Source organism: Shewanella decolorationis, from assembly GCF_004354305.1.
GTDB classification, from domain to species: Bacteria; Pseudomonadota; Gammaproteobacteria; order Enterobacterales; family Shewanellaceae; genus Shewanella; species Shewanella decolorationis.
This window is the reverse complement of sequence record NZ_CP037898.1, coordinates 1,915,425-1,931,377: the sequence shown is the minus strand read 5'-3', so window position 1 is coordinate 1,931,377 and position 15,953 is coordinate 1,915,425. Positions and strand designations below refer to the sequence as shown.

Annotated in this window: 11 protein-coding genes; 4 read left to right on the top strand and 7 right to left on the bottom strand. The window is 49.2% G+C overall.

Features of this window, described 5'->3' with window-relative positions; genetic code table 11:
• Nucleotides 1-32 precede the first annotated feature (32 nt).
• Nucleotides 33-788, bottom strand: coding sequence for a hypothetical protein (locus EYR25_RS08845; RefSeq protein ID WP_133179437.1), 756 nt, complete (start codon nt 786-788; stop codon nt 33-35).
• Nucleotides 789-946: 158 nt separating this feature from the next.
• Here EYR25_RS08845 and ubiD point away from each other — a divergent pair, with 158 nt between their 5' ends.
• The 3 genes from ubiD (at nt 947) to EYR25_RS08830 (ending at nt 5,115) form a co-directional block, all read left to right on the top strand.
• The gene (ubiD, locus tag EYR25_RS08840; protein WP_023268868.1) at nt 947-2,428 is read left to right on the top strand and encodes a 4-hydroxy-3-polyprenylbenzoate decarboxylase; all 1,482 of its coding nucleotides are present in this window, start codon (nt 947-949) and stop codon (nt 2,426-2,428) included.
• Nucleotides 2,429-2,530: 102 nt separating this feature from the next.
• Nucleotides 2,531-3,229, top strand: a complete 699-nt coding sequence (fre, locus tag EYR25_RS08835; protein ID WP_023268869.1) for an NAD(P)H-flavin reductase — start codon at nt 2,531-2,533, stop codon at nt 3,227-3,229.
• Nucleotides 3,230-4,101: 872 nt separating this feature from the next.
• Nucleotides 4,102-5,115, top strand: coding sequence for a hypothetical protein (locus tag EYR25_RS08830; protein ID WP_133179434.1), 1,014 nt, complete (start codon nt 4,102-4,104; stop codon nt 5,113-5,115).
• A gap of 517 nt (nt 5,116-5,632) precedes the next feature.
• Here EYR25_RS08830 and EYR25_RS08825 read toward each other — a convergent pair.
• A complete protein-coding gene (locus EYR25_RS08825; protein ID WP_133179432.1) occupies nt 5,633-6,259 on the bottom strand; it encodes a flavin reductase family protein in 627 nt (208 codons plus the stop codon).
• Between the two features lie 184 nt (nt 6,260-6,443).
• On the opposite strand from EYR25_RS08825, the gene EYR25_RS08820 reads away from it, so the two are divergent.
• Complete coding sequence (locus EYR25_RS08820; protein WP_133179430.1) at nt 6,444-8,837, top strand: fatty acid cis/trans isomerase; 2,394 nt, start codon at nt 6,444-6,446, stop codon at nt 8,835-8,837.
• A 46-nt stretch (nt 8,838-8,883) separates the two neighbouring features.
• Here the strand turns inward: EYR25_RS08820 and EYR25_RS08815 are convergent, their stop codons facing one another.
• From EYR25_RS08815 to nosD, 5 genes are all read right to left on the bottom strand, one after another.
• Nucleotides 8,884-11,016 carry a M13 family metallopeptidase gene (locus EYR25_RS08815; protein ID WP_133179428.1) on the bottom strand — a complete coding sequence of 711 codons (2,133 nt, stop codon included), beginning with the start codon at nt 11,014-11,016 and terminating at the stop codon, nt 8,884-8,886.
• A 231-nt stretch (nt 11,017-11,247) separates the two neighbouring features.
• On the bottom strand, nt 11,248-12,531 hold the full coding sequence (locus EYR25_RS08810) for a winged helix-turn-helix domain-containing protein (protein WP_133179426.1): 1,284 nt from the start codon (nt 12,529-12,531) through the stop codon (nt 11,248-11,250).
• A 214-nt stretch (nt 12,532-12,745) separates the two neighbouring features.
• Nucleotides 12,746-13,633: an ABC transporter permease gene (locus EYR25_RS08805; protein WP_133179424.1), complete on the bottom strand. Its 888-nt coding sequence runs from the start codon at nt 13,631-13,633 to the stop codon at nt 12,746-12,748.
• The gene (locus EYR25_RS08800; protein ID WP_133179422.1) at nt 13,630-14,676 is read right to left on the bottom strand and encodes an ABC transporter ATP-binding protein; all 1,047 of its coding nucleotides are present in this window, start codon (nt 14,674-14,676) and stop codon (nt 13,630-13,632) included. The genes EYR25_RS08805 and EYR25_RS08800 overlap by 4 nt, the downstream gene beginning before the upstream one ends.
• Nucleotides 14,673-15,947 carry a nitrous oxide reductase family maturation protein NosD gene (gene nosD / locus EYR25_RS08795; RefSeq protein ID WP_133179419.1) on the bottom strand — a complete coding sequence of 425 codons (1,275 nt, stop codon included), beginning with the start codon at nt 15,945-15,947 and terminating at the stop codon, nt 14,673-14,675. Before nosD ends, EYR25_RS08800 begins: the two co-directional genes overlap by 4 nt.
• Nucleotides 15,948-15,953 lie beyond the last annotated feature (6 nt).

The window sequence follows — 15,953 nt, the reverse complement described above, 5'->3', positions numbered from 1 at the left end:
GCTCCAGTTATAGAAGCGTTGATAAAAATGGATTACTTAACTAACTGTTCTTGATAGGTTTGGCTATTCCAATCGAAGGCATAAAGCGTGCCTTGCCATTCATATAAGGTACGGCCATCCTGCTGCACTATTCTGGCATTGCTCGGCAGACTCGACACACTGCGCGCCGCTCGCGCACGGGGAACTTTGGCCATTTGCTCCGCCGAAGCTGTTGATGCGCTCGCCGTTGAAGCCGCCGATATCACAGTTGCGCTATTGGTTGGCATATTTGACACCATCCGACCTTCAGTCGGCGAATATTGCATACTGGTTGTGACTCTCACTGGGGGCGAAACCGCTACTGGCGTATCATCATAGGCCATAGGAATCGACAAACCTATGCCCGAATAGGGGGAGTTCCAATAGCGCGAGCTATTCCAACGCCAGTCATCATTCCATATCCCATCATTCCAGCCATAGCCAAGGTTCCAGCCCGTCGCTAAACCAACCCCTAAACCCAATCCCCAAGGATAATAAGGGCGGTAATAGGGACGATAGTGGCGGTGGCTATCACCATGTTTATGGTGATTATTGTAGTGATTGTCGTGGCGACCATGACTCTCGCTATGGCGGTCATCGCCGCGATCGCGCGCCGCCGCCAGATTAGGCACGGCTAAGGTGCAAATCAATAAGGCACCCAGTAAAGACAAGGCAAAGCCTGTTTTATGCCAAAGCTCAGCCGGCTTAGGTAAGCAAACTGATTGAAGTTGAAGATTTTTATCTTTAACAAGGCATGGAGATAGCGTCATATAAACCTCGAGATACCGGGCACGGGTCAAATAAACATCGACCTAAGACAAGCATTTTACGCTTCCAAAGCTTGAAGATCACTGAATAGGTTAACCCTAAAACAGAAAAATGCTATAGTGCGCGCCACACGGATTTCCACTGCAGAGGCTATTTCCACATGAGTTTTAAGGATTTACGCAGCTTTATCGATCATCTGGAAGCCAATGGCGAACTCAAACGCATTAGCTACCCCGTTGATCCTCATTTAGAAATGACAGAGATCGCCGATCGCGTTCTACGCGCCAAAGGCCCTGCACTCCTATTCGAAAATCCAACCAATCATTCAATGCCAGTGCTGGCCAACCTCTTTGGTACCCCAAAACGTGTCGCTATGGCGCTGGGCAAAGACGACCCGTTAGCACTGCGCGATGTGGGTGAGCTGCTGGCGTTTTTAAAAGAACCCGAGCCACCACGCGGCTTTAAAGACGCGATTTCAAAAATTCCTATGTTCAAGCAAGCCTTGAATATGCCGCCTAAGACAGTGCGTAATCCCGCCTGCCAACAAGTGGTTAAAACTGGTGATGAAGTCGATTTAACCCAGCTACCAATTCAGCATTGCTGGCCGGGCGATGTCGCGCCGCTGGTCACTTGGGGCTTAACCATTACTAAAGGGCCGCGTAAGAGTCGCCAAAACCTTGGGATCTACCGTCAGCAGTTGCTCGGCAAGAATAAACTCATTATGCGCTGGCTGTCCCACCGTGGTGGCGCGCTTGATTTTGCCGATTTTAAAGAGCAATTCCCCGGCGAGCGTTACCCAGTGGTGGTTGCCTTAGGCTCTGATCCTGTGACCATTTTAGGCGCAGTCACCCCAGTGCCCGATGCCATGAGCGAATACGCTTTCGCAGGATTACTGCGCGGCGAGCGCACCGAAGTCTGCAAGGCCTTAAGCTGTGATTTAGAAGTACCCGCCAGCAGCGAGATTATCCTCGAAGGCTATATCGACCCCGACGAAATGGCCGAAGAAGGCCCCTACGGCGACCACACGGGTTACTACAACGAGACGGATAAATTCCCTGTCTTTACCGTGACCCATATTACCCACCGTAAGGATCCGATTTACCACAGCACCTACACAGGCCGTCCACCGGATGAACCCGCCATGTTAGGTGTGGCACTCAACGAAGTTTTTGTGCCAATCTTGCGTAAGCAATATCCTGAAATTATTGATTTTTACCTGCCACCCGAAGGTTGTTCTTACCGGATGGCGGTGATCTCGATTCGTAAACAATATCCTGGCCATGCTAAACGGGTGATGATGGGCGCTTGGTCCTTCCTGCGCCAGTTTATGTATACCAAATTTATTGTGGTGGTCGACGACGATGTGAATTGCCGCGACTGGAACGATGTGATTTGGGCCATAACCACACGTATGGACCCTAAACGCGATACCGTGATGATCGATAACACGCCTATCGATTACCTCGACTTTGCCTCTCCCGTGGCGGGCCTCGGCTCCAAAATGGGTCTCGATGCCACTAATAAGTGGGAAGGCGAAACCAACCGCGAATGGGGCACACCGATTGTGATGGATCCTAAGGTCAAGCAAAAGATCGACTCAATCTGGGATGAGTTAGGCATAGACGACAGCCCAACCCTATAATTCAGCTTAAGCACGACGTACCCACTTAAGCCAAAAGAATTGGCCGCGAATGGCCCTAATGCGACACCTCTAACAAGATAAAAAAGGTGCAAAGGAAGTTTGATGAAAACCATACGTTGTAAGATAGAGAAAGTAACCCCCTTTAACGACGCCGTGTATCAGGTGTGGTTAAAGCCCGATACCCCCTTGGAGTTTCAAGCGGGACAATACCTGTGTGTTGTGATGGGTGAAAAAGATAAACGTCCCTTCTCTATCGCGTCCGCCCCTAATGCCGAAGTGATTGAGCTTCATATTGGTGCGGCCGTCAGCGAAAGCTATCCAATGCAAGTGGTTGAAAGATTGCGTAATAGCACGCATATCGATATCGAAGCGCCAGGTGGCGACGCTCATCTACGCCATGAGAGTATTCGCCCTCGCCTGTTAATCGCCGGTGGCACAGGCTTCTCATACATTAAGAGTATTGTCGAGCAACAAATCGCCCTTGGCCAACAGGTCGAAACCACTCTCTACTGGGGTTGCCGAACCCAAGATGCCATGTACTACGAAAGCATCGCCCGCCAATGGCACGACGCCCACCCTTGGTTACACTTTGTGCCCGTGGTGGAAGAAGCCCCAGCAAACTGGCAGGGTAAAACTGCCAACCTGCTCGCGCAAATCAAGCAAGATTTTATTAGCCTAAACGGCTATGACATCTATATCGCAGGTCGTTTCGATATGGTCGGCGCCGCCCGCGAAATCTTCCGCGAAATGGGCGTCGATGAAGCCCATCTCTACGGCGATGCCTTCGCATTTATCAAATAACGCGTTAATTGGTGAGTTTGGCTGACTAACCTTTGCCAATCCAGGCTCAAACAATAAACCCCAGTGAAAACTGGGGTTTTGTTTTATACGTCATGCCGTATTTCACATTTTGTGGATACACCCACTCAGTAAATCTGCTTATCCAAAGAAAAGATTAAAGTCGTGGGTCTTCAACCCACACCCGACCAAGGAGGACTGCTCGTCCTATCCTCCTTGGATGCTCCAAGACGCCCCAACGGAGTTGAAAACCCCTTGTGCTCATAGCCAAATTTGCTATCGCTTCCGAAGGATGCGTCCCTGCACCTGCGAAAGCTAGCTTGCCATCCATGGCAAGACTCACGCAATTTGTCTATTCGCCCTGCGGCAACTCCGAGGGGTTGGTGAACTTCTGTAGCAAATCCGTAATTTGTTACTCAAACAGATTCTGCCAGTCCAATCATTACTGATAAATGAGATTTAACAATGGGTGTCTTGATAAGTTGTTTGGTAAGGCTCTTGTTAACAAAGAAGCTAGAGGGAATTGCTGTTGCTCCCCTTTTGGTCACTCTTGATTAAAAATCAGGGGTGAAGCCCCACGACTTTGACTTTGATCTTGACTCTGATTTAAAAACAAAAAAGAGTTATGCCTGTTCGATCTTTTTTAGCAAGTCAAAAGTGAACTTAAAATAATAAATAAGTTTAATTAATATCAATGCATTACCCATTAATTCTGTATAAAAAACGCTATCACAAAGAAGCGAATTCCTATAGCATCGTTTATACCAATTTGCAGGGATGTGACAGTCAACAAGAAATTTATGCCCTGCACACAGCGCGGTACATCAATACTAAGACGTTATGACCATATAGTTTGATCACGGAGTTTATCTTGAATGAACAAGACGCTAATAACTAGAAATGAAGTATCTACAGAAGGAGGTTCGCTATCGCTTGAAGTTAACTCCGACCGTTTAAAACACATTTTTTACATGCTACATGGTGAAACAACAACAAGATCTAGGCCTTTCAAGGGAGCAATTCTGGTATCAAAGGACGACATAGTAATTTTAATAAAAGATATCAACGAGCAATTGAAGCTAGCTCATGTTAGAGATTGCACTATCGTCGTAGGAGTTGGTTTCGAGAAAGACTTTGTCGAAAAACCGTTTGCTGAATTTGAATCCTATGCTTGGAATGAGCCAGACAAAACGAAAGAAATTACAATCAAGATAAATTTTCTATATGAAGACTACGATTCAGGAAACTCTTTGAAGCACGCTGTTTTTATAAGAATTGCTAAGGGTATTAAGCCAGGAAATTTACTTCAATTAATGGCGTCAAGCGATTCAGACCAGCTAGATAATCTTGAAAACTTAATGTGCCCTGTTTTTTGTAGGACGGATCATGTAAATGACAAGCTTAGCAAAGATATTATGAGAGTGGTCGAGGACTGGCATGCGGGGCAAAAGCAGCCAAAACTCCTATCAGGAGGTTATGAACTACTTAAAAAACATAAAATTCAAGTCGCTAGGACTGTCCACTATTCATATTCTGCAGCCGCAGTTTTTGTATTGGCGTACTGTGCTTTCACAATACCTGAGGTGTTAGAGAATAAGTACATACTGCCAGCATTTGTTACATTGATTATATCTTCGAAACTTATCTTATCCGTTCTGATGAACATTGGTGGCTCAAGAGCTCAAGAAGTATTCAAAAATCTCTCTGATATTTCCGGTGAAGATGTAATTTTTGATATTACGAAAGGTGATGATAAAGAACAGTCAGATACCATAAACAGAAACAAAGAGTTCTTTAAAGATTCGAGATCGATTTTTCTTTGGACCAACGGCCAAGCTATTTTTGCAAGCTTAATAGCTGCTGGCGTATTTGAGTGGCTTAAGTCATAACAAGTGAAAAATGGGAGAGATAAAACTCTTTTAGTAAAAGATAGGACATATATGGTCACCTGAGATTTAGCAAGGCTAATGTCCTATTTTGTTCAATCTTCATTTACGTTAATCGATAATTCACCTTTCACAACGGGATATCGGTCGTTAATGGTTTGCAGTCTTGCAACAAAAGATGGGACAGGCAGAACTCTTTTGAGATACACAGCTAACCCAGAAATAGCAGAAGTTCACCTTCCCCTACGAAGTTGTCGAAATACGCAAATAAAAATGCCGTGGCGACATCATGGATGATGGCGCAGGCTCGGGGGGACAGGGATGTCCCATCTGAGCCGTTAGGCGATTTTTATTGGAGTATGAGACAGGTAACTAATGCATCTAACTTCGCTAGGGACGCCGGGGGATTTCCAAAAGGGGAACAGGCGCTTTTCCCCTTTTGGTCGGGTGTGGGGTGAAGCCCCACGACTTTGACTTTGATTTTGAATAAAAAACTCAAACGAAGTTTGAGTACCACCACCTACACTTGTGGTCTATGTAAATCAAACCTTTGCTCTTCGGAGATCCCATAGTAGGCGGATGGGCCGCCGGCGCGCAGCACGGGTTCAGCGAGGGCGGTTTGATACACGCCGTCACTATCGAGTAAATGCTTGGCGATATGCACGGCAACGACCTCACCTAAGACGAGCCAAGTATCAATCTTGTCACCATTGGCGGCAGTTAATTGAATGCATTGAGAAAGCTTACATTCAAAGTTCACTGGGCTTTCGGCCACCAACTCGGCTTGAACGATGGTGCCCGCCTTGGGGGTGAGTCCAGCAAAGGCAAATTCGTCCTCCCCGCGGGGCAGCATGGCCGAGGTTTGATTCATTTTCTCGGCAAGGCTGCGAGTGGTGAGGTTCCAGACAAATTCGCCGGTGTCGACGATATTGGCGACACTGTCTTTCCAGCCTGTGCTGGCAAAGCCGATGATAGGTGGTTTGTAGTTGAAACAATTGAAAAAACTATAGGGCGCGAGATTGCGTTGCCCCTGGGCACTGCGCGAGGAGATCCAGCCTATGGGTCTGGGGGCGACAATCGCATTTAAGGGGTCGTGCGATAGTCCATGTCCCTTGCTCGGCTCATAAAAATAGCGTTCAGTAGTCATCTTCTTCCCTTGTCGATTTGTGCCTAATAAAGCATAGCATCCACTAATGCTATTCATATTACCCCGTGAACAGGCCGAATAAACACCCTAAATAAACAGTAAATTCAACTTGTTCAGACTATTCTGCTAGAGTGTTGCAGATTAAGCATGGATAAAGCTCGTCAGTCGGGCAAAGGAGTGGTAAATGAATCCGATAAATGCAATCTGGAAACGTTGGTTATTGGCCCTAGTGTTAGCGGTCACGGGTTGTGCCAGCGTCGCCCAGGTGGATTTCGATAATCTTTACGGTAAAAGCTCGCCGCAAAATCGCGCAGGTAATCAGCTTAATCCTAGTGAACTCATTTCACAAACAAAGACTTACCACTCAGCAGTTGAACCTATCATCAATGGTCGCTGTGTGGTTTGCCATGCCTGTTACGATGCACCCTGTCAGCTGAAAATGACCTCTAGTGAGGGCATTGAACGGGGCGCCAATAAGGAAAAGGTCTATCAGGGCACCCGCTTGATGGCGGCAACGCCGAATCGGTTATTTGTCGACGCCCACACGCCAGAAGCATGGCGCGAACGCGGTTTTTATCCCGTGCTTAATGAGCGCGCCCAAACCCCACAGGCCAATACCCAGGCCTCAGTGCTGGCGCGGATGCTAACGCTAAAACAGGCCCATCCCCTGCCGGACACTAAACTGCTCGATAAGAGTTTCGACTTTAGCCTCGATCGGGTTCAGCAGTGCGCCAGCATTGAGGAAATGGAAAAATACGAGCAATACCAGCCGCTTGCCGGTATGCCCTACGGCTTGCCTGCGCTCAATCAGCAGGAACATAAGGTATTAATGCAATGGCTTGAACAGGGCGCTGTGTTGCCAACGCCAGCTGCACTTAGCGCCGAGTTCAACGACGAAATCGCTCGCTGGGAGCAGTTTTTAAACGCCGATAGCCTCAAGGCGCAACTGAGCGCCCGTTATATTTACGAGCACTTATTTGCCTTCCACCTGTATTTTGAGTCGTTAACCGCGGCCAATGCCCCTGCGATTTACTTTGAGTTAGTGCGCTCACGCACACCGCCGGGCAAACCGATTGATCTGATTGCTAGCCGCCGCCCCTTCGACGATCCGCAAGTGTCGCGGGTGTATTACCGCTTTCAGCCCTATCGCGCCACGATCGTCGATAAAACCCATATTCCCTACGCTTTAAATAACACTGTGCTGCAAAACTGGCAGCGCTGGTTTATCGACGCAAAATACCAAGTCAGCTCGCTACCCAGCTATAAACCAAGCGTGGCGGCCAATCCCTTCGAGGCCTTTATTCAACTGCCCGCAGGCTCGCGTTATCGCTTTATGCTCACCCGCGCCCAAGACACCATTATGGGCTTTATCAAGGGGCCAGTTTGCCGTGGTCAGGTCGCCCTCAATGTGATCAACGATAGATTTTGGGTCTACTTTGTCACCCCAGAATATATGGACGATAGCGACTTTACCGACTTCTATCGGGGCCAAATCGAGAACCTACGCATGCCCGCCGAGGAAGAAAGCACCGCCCTTGCCGTGACCTGGGTGAAATACGCCGCCAAACAGGGCGATTATATGAGAGCGAGAAATCAATTTTTAAATCAAAAGTTTAAAAATGGCCGACACCTCACTATCGATGGTTTATGGGACGGAGAAGGCAGTAATGATAATGCCAGCCTGACGGTGTTTAGGCATTTCGATAATGCCACTGTGGTCAAAGGGTTAGTGGGAGAATCCCCCAAAACGGCTTGGGTGATCGACTATGCCCTGCTAGAGCGTATTCACTACCTCTTGGTCGCAGGTTTCGATGTGTATGGCAACTATGGCCACCAGCTGCTCACCCGCCTGTATATGGATTTTTTACGCATGGAGGGCGAGTCTAACTTCTTGACCTTGTTGCCCCAAGAGGAGCGCCGTAAGCAGTTCAAGGATTGGTATCAGGATGCGGGCACCCAGCTGACCGCCTTTATCGCGGGGGATATTAATACCTTCAATCAACCCACTGGCGTGCTCTACTACACGGACGATCTTAAGGCCGAACTCTACCAAAAACTGGCCGCTAAGGTCGGCAAGGTTCAGCCCCAACGCTATCAAATCGCACTCAGTCAGTTACAACCCAATAGCAAGGCATTGTTGCAGGCGCTAGGCAGAGTCAAAGGTACGCAAGCGACTCTTTTGCCCGAGCTGACGATGATTATGATTGAGCCTGAAAAAACGGGCAAAGCGGAAATCTTTACCTTAGTGCGTAACAGTGCCCATCGGAATATTTCGAGCCTATTCAATGAGGAAAGCAATCGCGAGCCCGCTAAGGATGATGTCACGCTAGTGCGCGGGCTTTTGGGCAGTTATCCCGAAGCCTTCTGGCATATTAAGGAGCAGGACTTAGCCAAAGTCGTAGCTAAGGTCGAAGGCATGCAAACCGAAAAAGACTACGAGGCGTTATTGGATTTGGCGGCGGTGCGCCGTACCGATCAGCGATTTTGGGCCTTTAGTGACAAACTCAACCAAGCCTTTTTCGACAGTCATCCAATTGAAAGCGGTTGGCTGGACTACAATCGACTGCAAAATCGCTAACAAAAAAGGGAACCCTAGGGTTCCCTTTGTTTTTAGCACCTTAAACTTACCAGATCTTCACGCGGTCCTCAGGGGCTAAGTAGAGCTTGTCGCCGGGCTTCACATCGAACGCAGTATACCAAGCGTCTAAGTTACGCACGGTCAGCGCACGGTACATGCCAGGGGCATGGCCATCGGTCGCCACGCGGGCACGTAGGGCTTCGTCACGCATCTTAGTCGCCCAGGTTTGCGCGAAGCCGATAAAGAAGCGTTGGTCGCCAGTAAAGCCATCGATAACCGGCGCAGGCTTACCGTTAAGCGAGGCATGGTAGGCATCGAGCGCGGCCGCTAAGCCCGCTACGTCGGCAATGTTTTCACCTAAGGTCAGCTTGCCGTTTACATGCAGATCTGGGAATGGCGCATAGGTATCAAACTGTTTCGCCAATGCCTCACCCTGCTTAGCAAACTGAGCAAAGTCCGCTGGCGTCCACCAGTTACGCATAGCGCCAGTCGAGTCGAACGCCGCACCATTGTTATCGAAGCTATGGCTGATCTCATGGCCAATCACAGCGCCAATCGCACCGTAGTTATAGGCGGCATCGGCCTTAGCATCGAAGAATGGTGGCTGCAAAATCCCCGCAGGGAAGTTAAGCGCGTTCTGCACCGGCAGGTTAACCGCGTTAACCACTTGCGGCGTCATCCACCACTCGCCCTTATCCATAGGTTTACCGATTTTGGCGAGTTGATGGGCGTATTCCACCTTTTCACCATTGATAGCATTGGCATAGGCATTGGTTGGCGATACCGCATAGGCATCGTAATTGCGCCATTTATCGGGGTAACCCACGCCCACGGCGATGGTCGCAACCTTAGCTAGGGCTTCTTGCTTGGTGGAAGGGTCCATCCACTCGAGTTTTTCGACACGCTTACCAAAGGCAGTCACGATATTGTCGACCATAGCGCTGACTTCGGCCTTGGCCGATGCCGGGAAATAATGCTCGGCATAGGCGCGGCCCACGGCATCACCTAGGTATTCATCCAAGGCACTCAATGCGCGTTTATCACGGCTGCGCTGCTCAGGGGTGCCTGACAGCTTAGTGCCGTTAAAGGCAAAAGAGGCGTTATCGATAGCCGATGGCAATACATCGGCGTGGCTGTTGATATGGTGGAACACCAACCAGTCTTTCCACGCATCAAGCGGCTCAGAGGCCACCAGCGCCGAGAGGTTGGTAATAGCACTGGCGTGATAGGCGGCAAATCTGTCTTGCTTGCCAAGCTGGGCGGCCTCTAAAAAGGCAGTCCAGTCGATACCCGGGGCTTTAGCGTCGAAGTCGGCGCGTCTCCACACACCCGATGCCTTAGTGAAATCTTCACTGTCTTCACGGCTGGCGTGAACGCTAGCAATTTTATGTTCGAGGGCAAAAATGCGATCGGCACGGGCCGCAGCATCACTGATGCCCGCATCGGTCAGCAGGGTCTCGATATAGGCACGGTAAGCGGTGCGGATCTCGACCATTTTAGGGTCGTCCGACAGATAATATTCGCGCTCGGGCAACCCTAAACCGCCTTGCAGAATATAAGGCAGCACTTCACCCGGCGTCGCCAGACCTTGAGTCACGAAAATACCGAAGAGGTTTTCGGTGAAAAAGTCGGTGGCATTGAGAGGGTCCACATCGGCACGCAGGTTAGCACCGAGCGCCGCCGACAGGGCGTGTTTATCCGCAATGGCTTGATAGCCAGCCAAATCGGCTTCCATTGGCTTCATGCCCGCCGCATCGATTGCCGCGGTGTTAGTGTAAGCCTTGTAGAAATTGGCAATGCGCGCATCATCGCTGCCAGCGGCGTGTTCGGCCTTAACTAAGTCGGCTATCAGGCTGGTTTTATGCTTTTCCGTCTCTTGGAAAGCCACTAAAAAAGCGCCTGTGCTTGAACGATCGGCGGGGATCTCTGTGGTTTTCATCCACTCGCCATTGGCGTAGGTATAAAAGTCATCACCGGGTTTCACCTTGGGCGACATGGCCGCGAGGTTAATGCCAATCGTCATGGCGGGTTGGCTGGCAGCAGGCGCTGCGCTGGTTTGTACTTTTGCAGCATTATCGCTGGCGGCAGCGGCGGTTTCCTTGGTGTTATCACCACAGGCAGTTAACCCTGTCAGTACTGTCGTCGACAGTAATATGGCGGGGATCAGGCGGTCCGACATATGAGACTCCTTCCGTTGTTATTCTTGTATTTTTGGTATTTTGGCTATTTAAATGCTTTCCAGCATGGCGAGGCAGTGTAACTGGCGATATGGTGGGATGTAAAAGAAACTCACACTTTATGATAGAAAGTTAATGCAAAGTCTTTAATACACTCTATCTCTTGGCAAGCGGATGCTTCTAGCAAAAAGCAAAACAGCCGATGGTTATCGGCTGTTTAGATGGTTTTGTGATTAAAGCTTAACTTGGGTGTACTGAGTCCACGCCAGCAACTGTCCCATTTGCGGGACGATCCAAACGGCAGTGTCCTTATTTTGATAAACCCGATAATAGAACAGATCTTCATCGCGAATATCGTGTTTGCGAATCGCACGGTAAAACTGCATGGCCGAATGGCTCACCTCATCGGGTTTAGTCAGTTCCTTTTGCGACACTTTGACATGAAATACATCCACATTCAGATCATCAATTTGCGTTTGATACTGCTCAAATTCGCCTCGGATTGTGTACTTAATTGGTGTGGTTAAACAGTCCTGGTCGGTAATGCAGGAGGTAGAGTAAAACTTACCCCGATTTTGCCCCTCGTACACCAGTGACATGCTCAGATCCGTGCGAACCAGCAACTCACCCGCTACAGGGAAGTAAATATCCGCGTGGTAGTTGTGCTCTAGCAGCTCACCCACGCCTTTATCATCAACGGGTAACACTACCCGATTGTAGCGAATGCGCTCCTCCATCTTTTTACTGAGCGGAATAAATTCCGCCATGCTGAGCCCTGCGGGTTTAGCATCGATAGCAGTGATGTTGATTATGCCCTTGCCAGTACAATCCTTGGCATCGAGCGACGGGCAAGTTGAAATAGAGTAGTTTTTGCCATCTGTTGAAGCAAAGGCACTGAAATAAGGTAAGCCACTGATATGGTTACCTTCTGGTGCTAAATGTTTTTGCCACCATGAGGGATGTAAATGTTCCTCATCGTCGATATACAGCACCTGCGCCGTCCCCAAAGTGCCGCCAATATTGAGGCTGATATATTTATCGGCATTCCATTTAGCGACATGTTTCACCACGGCATGGTGATCGCTCAAGTACCAGAGCAAAGTCAGGATCAGCCCCAATATGATTATCCCAGCCACCTTAGTCCAAGCAGAGACGCCGACAATCGCATCGCGGATCGCATCGGCATCGTTAATCGCCAACATTTTCACATGGGACTGTTCGGACACATGCAACTGATAACCCCGGCGCGCCACCGTTTTGAGCTGCACTTCGGTATAGGGTTCTAATTTTTTGCGTAAGGTGCTGACGCACTGAGTTAACGAGGTGGGTGCGACCACGCGTTCAGGCCAGCCAACTTGCAGCAATTCTTCCTTGGTAAAAATCGCATTCGGGGAAGATAACAGCAATACGAGTACGGCGGTTTCTGAAAAAGTCAGGCCGATATGGGTTCCATGAACAAGGTCAACAAGCTCTTTGGCCTGCTCATCTAACATTAGATATGAAGTGATTTTATGCATGTTAAGCGCCCAAAACTAAGCCAAAACAATAGACTATGATTGCGCTAACAACGGGCAAACACAGTGAAACTCAGTTTCACCCGAGAGCAACCGTGATTCCTGGCTACCAAATCAAGATGGCTTATTTTACCTTTTAACAACATAAAATACTGTGACTCTACACTCAGTTTACTTATTGTTTTTAAAGCGTAAATCTAAACTAATGCAGCAAAAACTAAACCTCTTGCCGTGAAAAAATCCAGCTAGCCAGCAACCCTAAAAGCCCTATCCATGTTGCCAGCATGGCGTACATCAGCACAGGCCCCATTCCCGTTTGAGCAATCAGGGCGAGACTACTCTTCGCCGATAGGCTATCGGCGGGATTAGCAAGCAAATTTAAGGCACGGAAAAGATCGGTAGGATTGATTAAAATCAATAGGTTAAATAGCTGGCGATTGAACACTTCCGCCAAACTCACCAGCGCCGTGAGCAGCACTAAGTCATAAACCAAGACCAGCACAAACCACAGTAGCAGTAATACGCCTAGGGCTTTGGCCTTTTCACGCACACTCAAACTCACGCAATAGCCCAAAAGCACAAACACCAGCGACAGCAAAATCCCGCTGAAAATCAAGTGGATAAATCCGATGATTAAGGCGTGTCTGGCGTGTTCTTCAACAAAGGCCAGTAGTAACAATGCCGTCGTACCAAATCCCATTACACAGGCAGTAATCATCACATAGGCATGGCCGAGTAATTTGCCGCACACCAAGTGCCAACGAGCCAAGGGATAAGTGAGTAACAACAACAGAGTGCCCGACTCGCGCTCGCCGACAAAACTGTCGTAGCTAAGTAAAATCGCCCCCAAGGGCAAGATAAATACCGCGAGCGTAACTAAGCCAGAGAAGATTTGTGCACTCTCGAGCAATACCACAGTGCCCGACACGGCGCTGCCCATAAAACTCACGCACAGGGATAGAATCAACAAGATCCCTGCCATCAAGCCCAACCAACGGTTACGTAAATTGTCCTTAAACTCTTTCACGGCAATGGCTTGAATCAGTGTCAGCGCCCGTGGAGGACAATATTGGGCACAGCCTTGCTCGATGCTTATCTGACTCATGCCACTAACTCCCTTTGATCTTGCTCTTCTCCTGCACCCGAGCACACAGTTGACGCATTAGGGCTATTCAGCCCTGCCATAAAATGATGGAAAATATCCTGCAAGCTCGCTGGCGCAATGGAAAACTCATGGATTTTAAGAAGATGCAATTGTTCGATAACCTTAGCCTTAAGCGCATCGGGCACACTGAAGCACACCCTATTAGCACTTGAGTGGTTCTGCAGTGAGGCAAATAGCGGCAGACTGATAAGCTGCTGATATTGAAGCGGTAAAACACGATGTAATTCAAGCTGGCTTGGCAGCGCACTGGCTATTCTAAGGCGGGTTAAATCGCCCGAGGCGAGAAGCCGACCTTGGCCTAAGATCAGCGCGCTATCCATTTGATCTTGCACTAATCCTAACTCGTGGGTACTGATAATAATCGCGCAGCCCTGCGCCTTCAATTGCGCCATTTTCTGATATAAAAATGCCGATGCGAGCGGGTCTAACCCCACAGTCGGTTCATCCAATAGCAGCACCTTGGGATCTGCCAATACCGCCTGAGCTAATCCCAAACGTTGGCGCATGCCCTTGGAAAAGGTGCAGAGGCGTTTATCCTTGGCCGCCATTAGACCAAATTCTTCCAGCAAAATGGATACTCGCTTGGGGGCGACACCCTTAAGTTTGGCAAAATAGCTTAAGATCTCCTGCGCCGTCATATTGTCATAAAAGCTCATGTTTTCAGGTAAATAGCCTAATGACAGATTAGCGTTGGGTCGCTTGGTATGCAGCGATTGCCCCTGCACAAATAGCTCGCCATGGCTTGGGGAGATAAGCCCCAAGATCATTTTAATCAAGGTCGATTTACCCGCACCATTGTGGCCAAGTAGTGCTAAGGTTTGGCCTGTATGAAGTTCAAAATTAAGATCCGTGAGTGCCTCAAACTTTGCATAACGCTTACAAAGCCCAATGGCCTTAACCGCCACTTGCCCTTGTGATGAAGCCTCGCTTTTCATCAAGGTAAGCGCCTGTTTATGCCTTGCATCATTGCTAAAATGGCTCATTGCCCATCTCCCTCGGTTTTCCATCCCATTAAGGGAAAGCTGTCACTCACACCGCTTACGCCCGTTGGCTGAAACTGCCGCTCCACCCAACGCAGCAGCAAAACCACAGGGCTTTCCATCAGCAGTTTCGCCTCGGGATAGAGCCAAAAGAGTTTGTCCAAACTGTCGTTGGGCCGATGGGCGATATCCCCGACACCATCGCCATTAGTGTCCCAGCCCTGATATTCGGACCAGTAATTGCCCTGCCCCTGATAACTCCACTCGAGTTGCGCCTCGCCGACGTATTTCACTTGGGTCTGGTTGGCTAAAATACGATTGTGCCAAAGGCGATTTGCTTCGCCGCCCATGGCCATGCTAATCCCAGTATCGCTATGGCTAAACTCATTCGCCTCGATGCGATTATTCTGCGCAGCATAGATAAAAATACCCTTGCCCTCGTTGCCAAGCTCCAGCGAACCTTGGGGATTGACCACCTCTGTCGCGATATTTGCCTGAATATGGGCATCATTAGTGATATTGAGCAGAATGCCAAAGTCCCGCGCTTGACTGACCTTGTTGTGGTGTAAAAAGATGTGCTGTGAGTTCATCAAGGCATAACCGCCATCGACGCTAATCGCTTGATTGTTTGAGGCTTCATCGCCTCTGGTGTACATGTAATGAATGCCGTATTGCAGCTTAGCGAATTGATTATGGTGGATTTGGCTATCTGTCACCGACTCGAGATACACACCATCGCGGACAAAAATAAAATGATTAGCTTGCACTTGGGGCGCACTTACATGCTTGAGGAATACACCGTCCCCCCTATCCAACACATAAATGGCGCCATTACCGCTAATGCTGTTTTCCTTAATGCGGGGCGCACTAAGCTGCTCGCCATAGATACCAAAGCCATCCCCCATCAGCCGATTGCCCTTGATGAGCACCTCGTCAGCACCCGGTTGCAGCAAAATACCGGCATTGTGGTAATAAAGATCCCGCCCCCAGTGACGGATATTCAGCCCTTCAACAATGACCTTGGGCGCCGCAATGGTTAAAGCGCTACCTTGGCGCAGTGCATCGAGAGTCGCCCCCGCTTCGCCCTTAAGATGAATCGCGTGGCTGACAGTAAAATTGCCTTCGTAAACGGCAGTGGCGAGCACAATAGTGTCGCCATCCTGCGCCCGCGTGAGGGCTTGGGTCAAAGCCGCAGTGTCTGTGACCCTAAACTCCTGCGCTAACCCAACAAGGGATAAACTACAGAGCCAACCGAGGAGCAAGCAGCGCCACATACCAAT

Bases quoted from the DNA above. Each gene is read 5' to 3' on its own strand.
- EYR25_RS08845 (WP_133179437.1), bottom strand. From the start codon at position 788: ATGACGCTATCTCCATGCCTTGTTAAAGATAAAAATCTTCAACTTCAA.
- ubiD (WP_023268868.1), top strand. From the start codon at position 947: ATGAGTTTTAAGGATTTACGCAGCTTTATCGATCATCTGGAAGCCAAT.
- fre (WP_023268869.1), top strand. From the start codon at position 2,531: ATGAAAACCATACGTTGTAAGATAGAGAAAGTAACCCCCTTTAACGAC.
- EYR25_RS08830 (WP_133179434.1), top strand. From the start codon at position 4,102: ATGAACAAGACGCTAATAACTAGAAATGAAGTATCTACAGAAGGAGGT.
- EYR25_RS08825 (WP_133179432.1), bottom strand. From the start codon at position 6,259: ATGACTACTGAACGCTATTTTTATGAGCCGAGCAAGGGACATGGACTA.
- EYR25_RS08820 (WP_133179430.1), top strand. From the start codon at position 6,444: ATGAATCCGATAAATGCAATCTGGAAACGTTGGTTATTGGCCCTAGTG.
- EYR25_RS08815 (WP_133179428.1), bottom strand. From the start codon at position 11,016: ATGTCGGACCGCCTGATCCCCGCCATATTACTGTCGACGACAGTACTG.
- EYR25_RS08810 (WP_133179426.1), bottom strand. From the start codon at position 12,531: ATGCATAAAATCACTTCATATCTAATGTTAGATGAGCAGGCCAAAGAG.
- EYR25_RS08805 (WP_133179424.1), bottom strand. From the start codon at position 13,633: ATGAGTCAGATAAGCATCGAGCAAGGCTGTGCCCAATATTGTCCTCCA.
- EYR25_RS08800 (WP_133179422.1), bottom strand. From the start codon at position 14,676: ATGAGCCATTTTAGCAATGATGCAAGGCATAAACAGGCGCTTACCTTG.
- nosD (WP_133179419.1), bottom strand. From the start codon at position 15,947: ATGTGGCGCTGCTTGCTCCTCGGTTGGCTCTGTAGTTTATCCCTTGTT.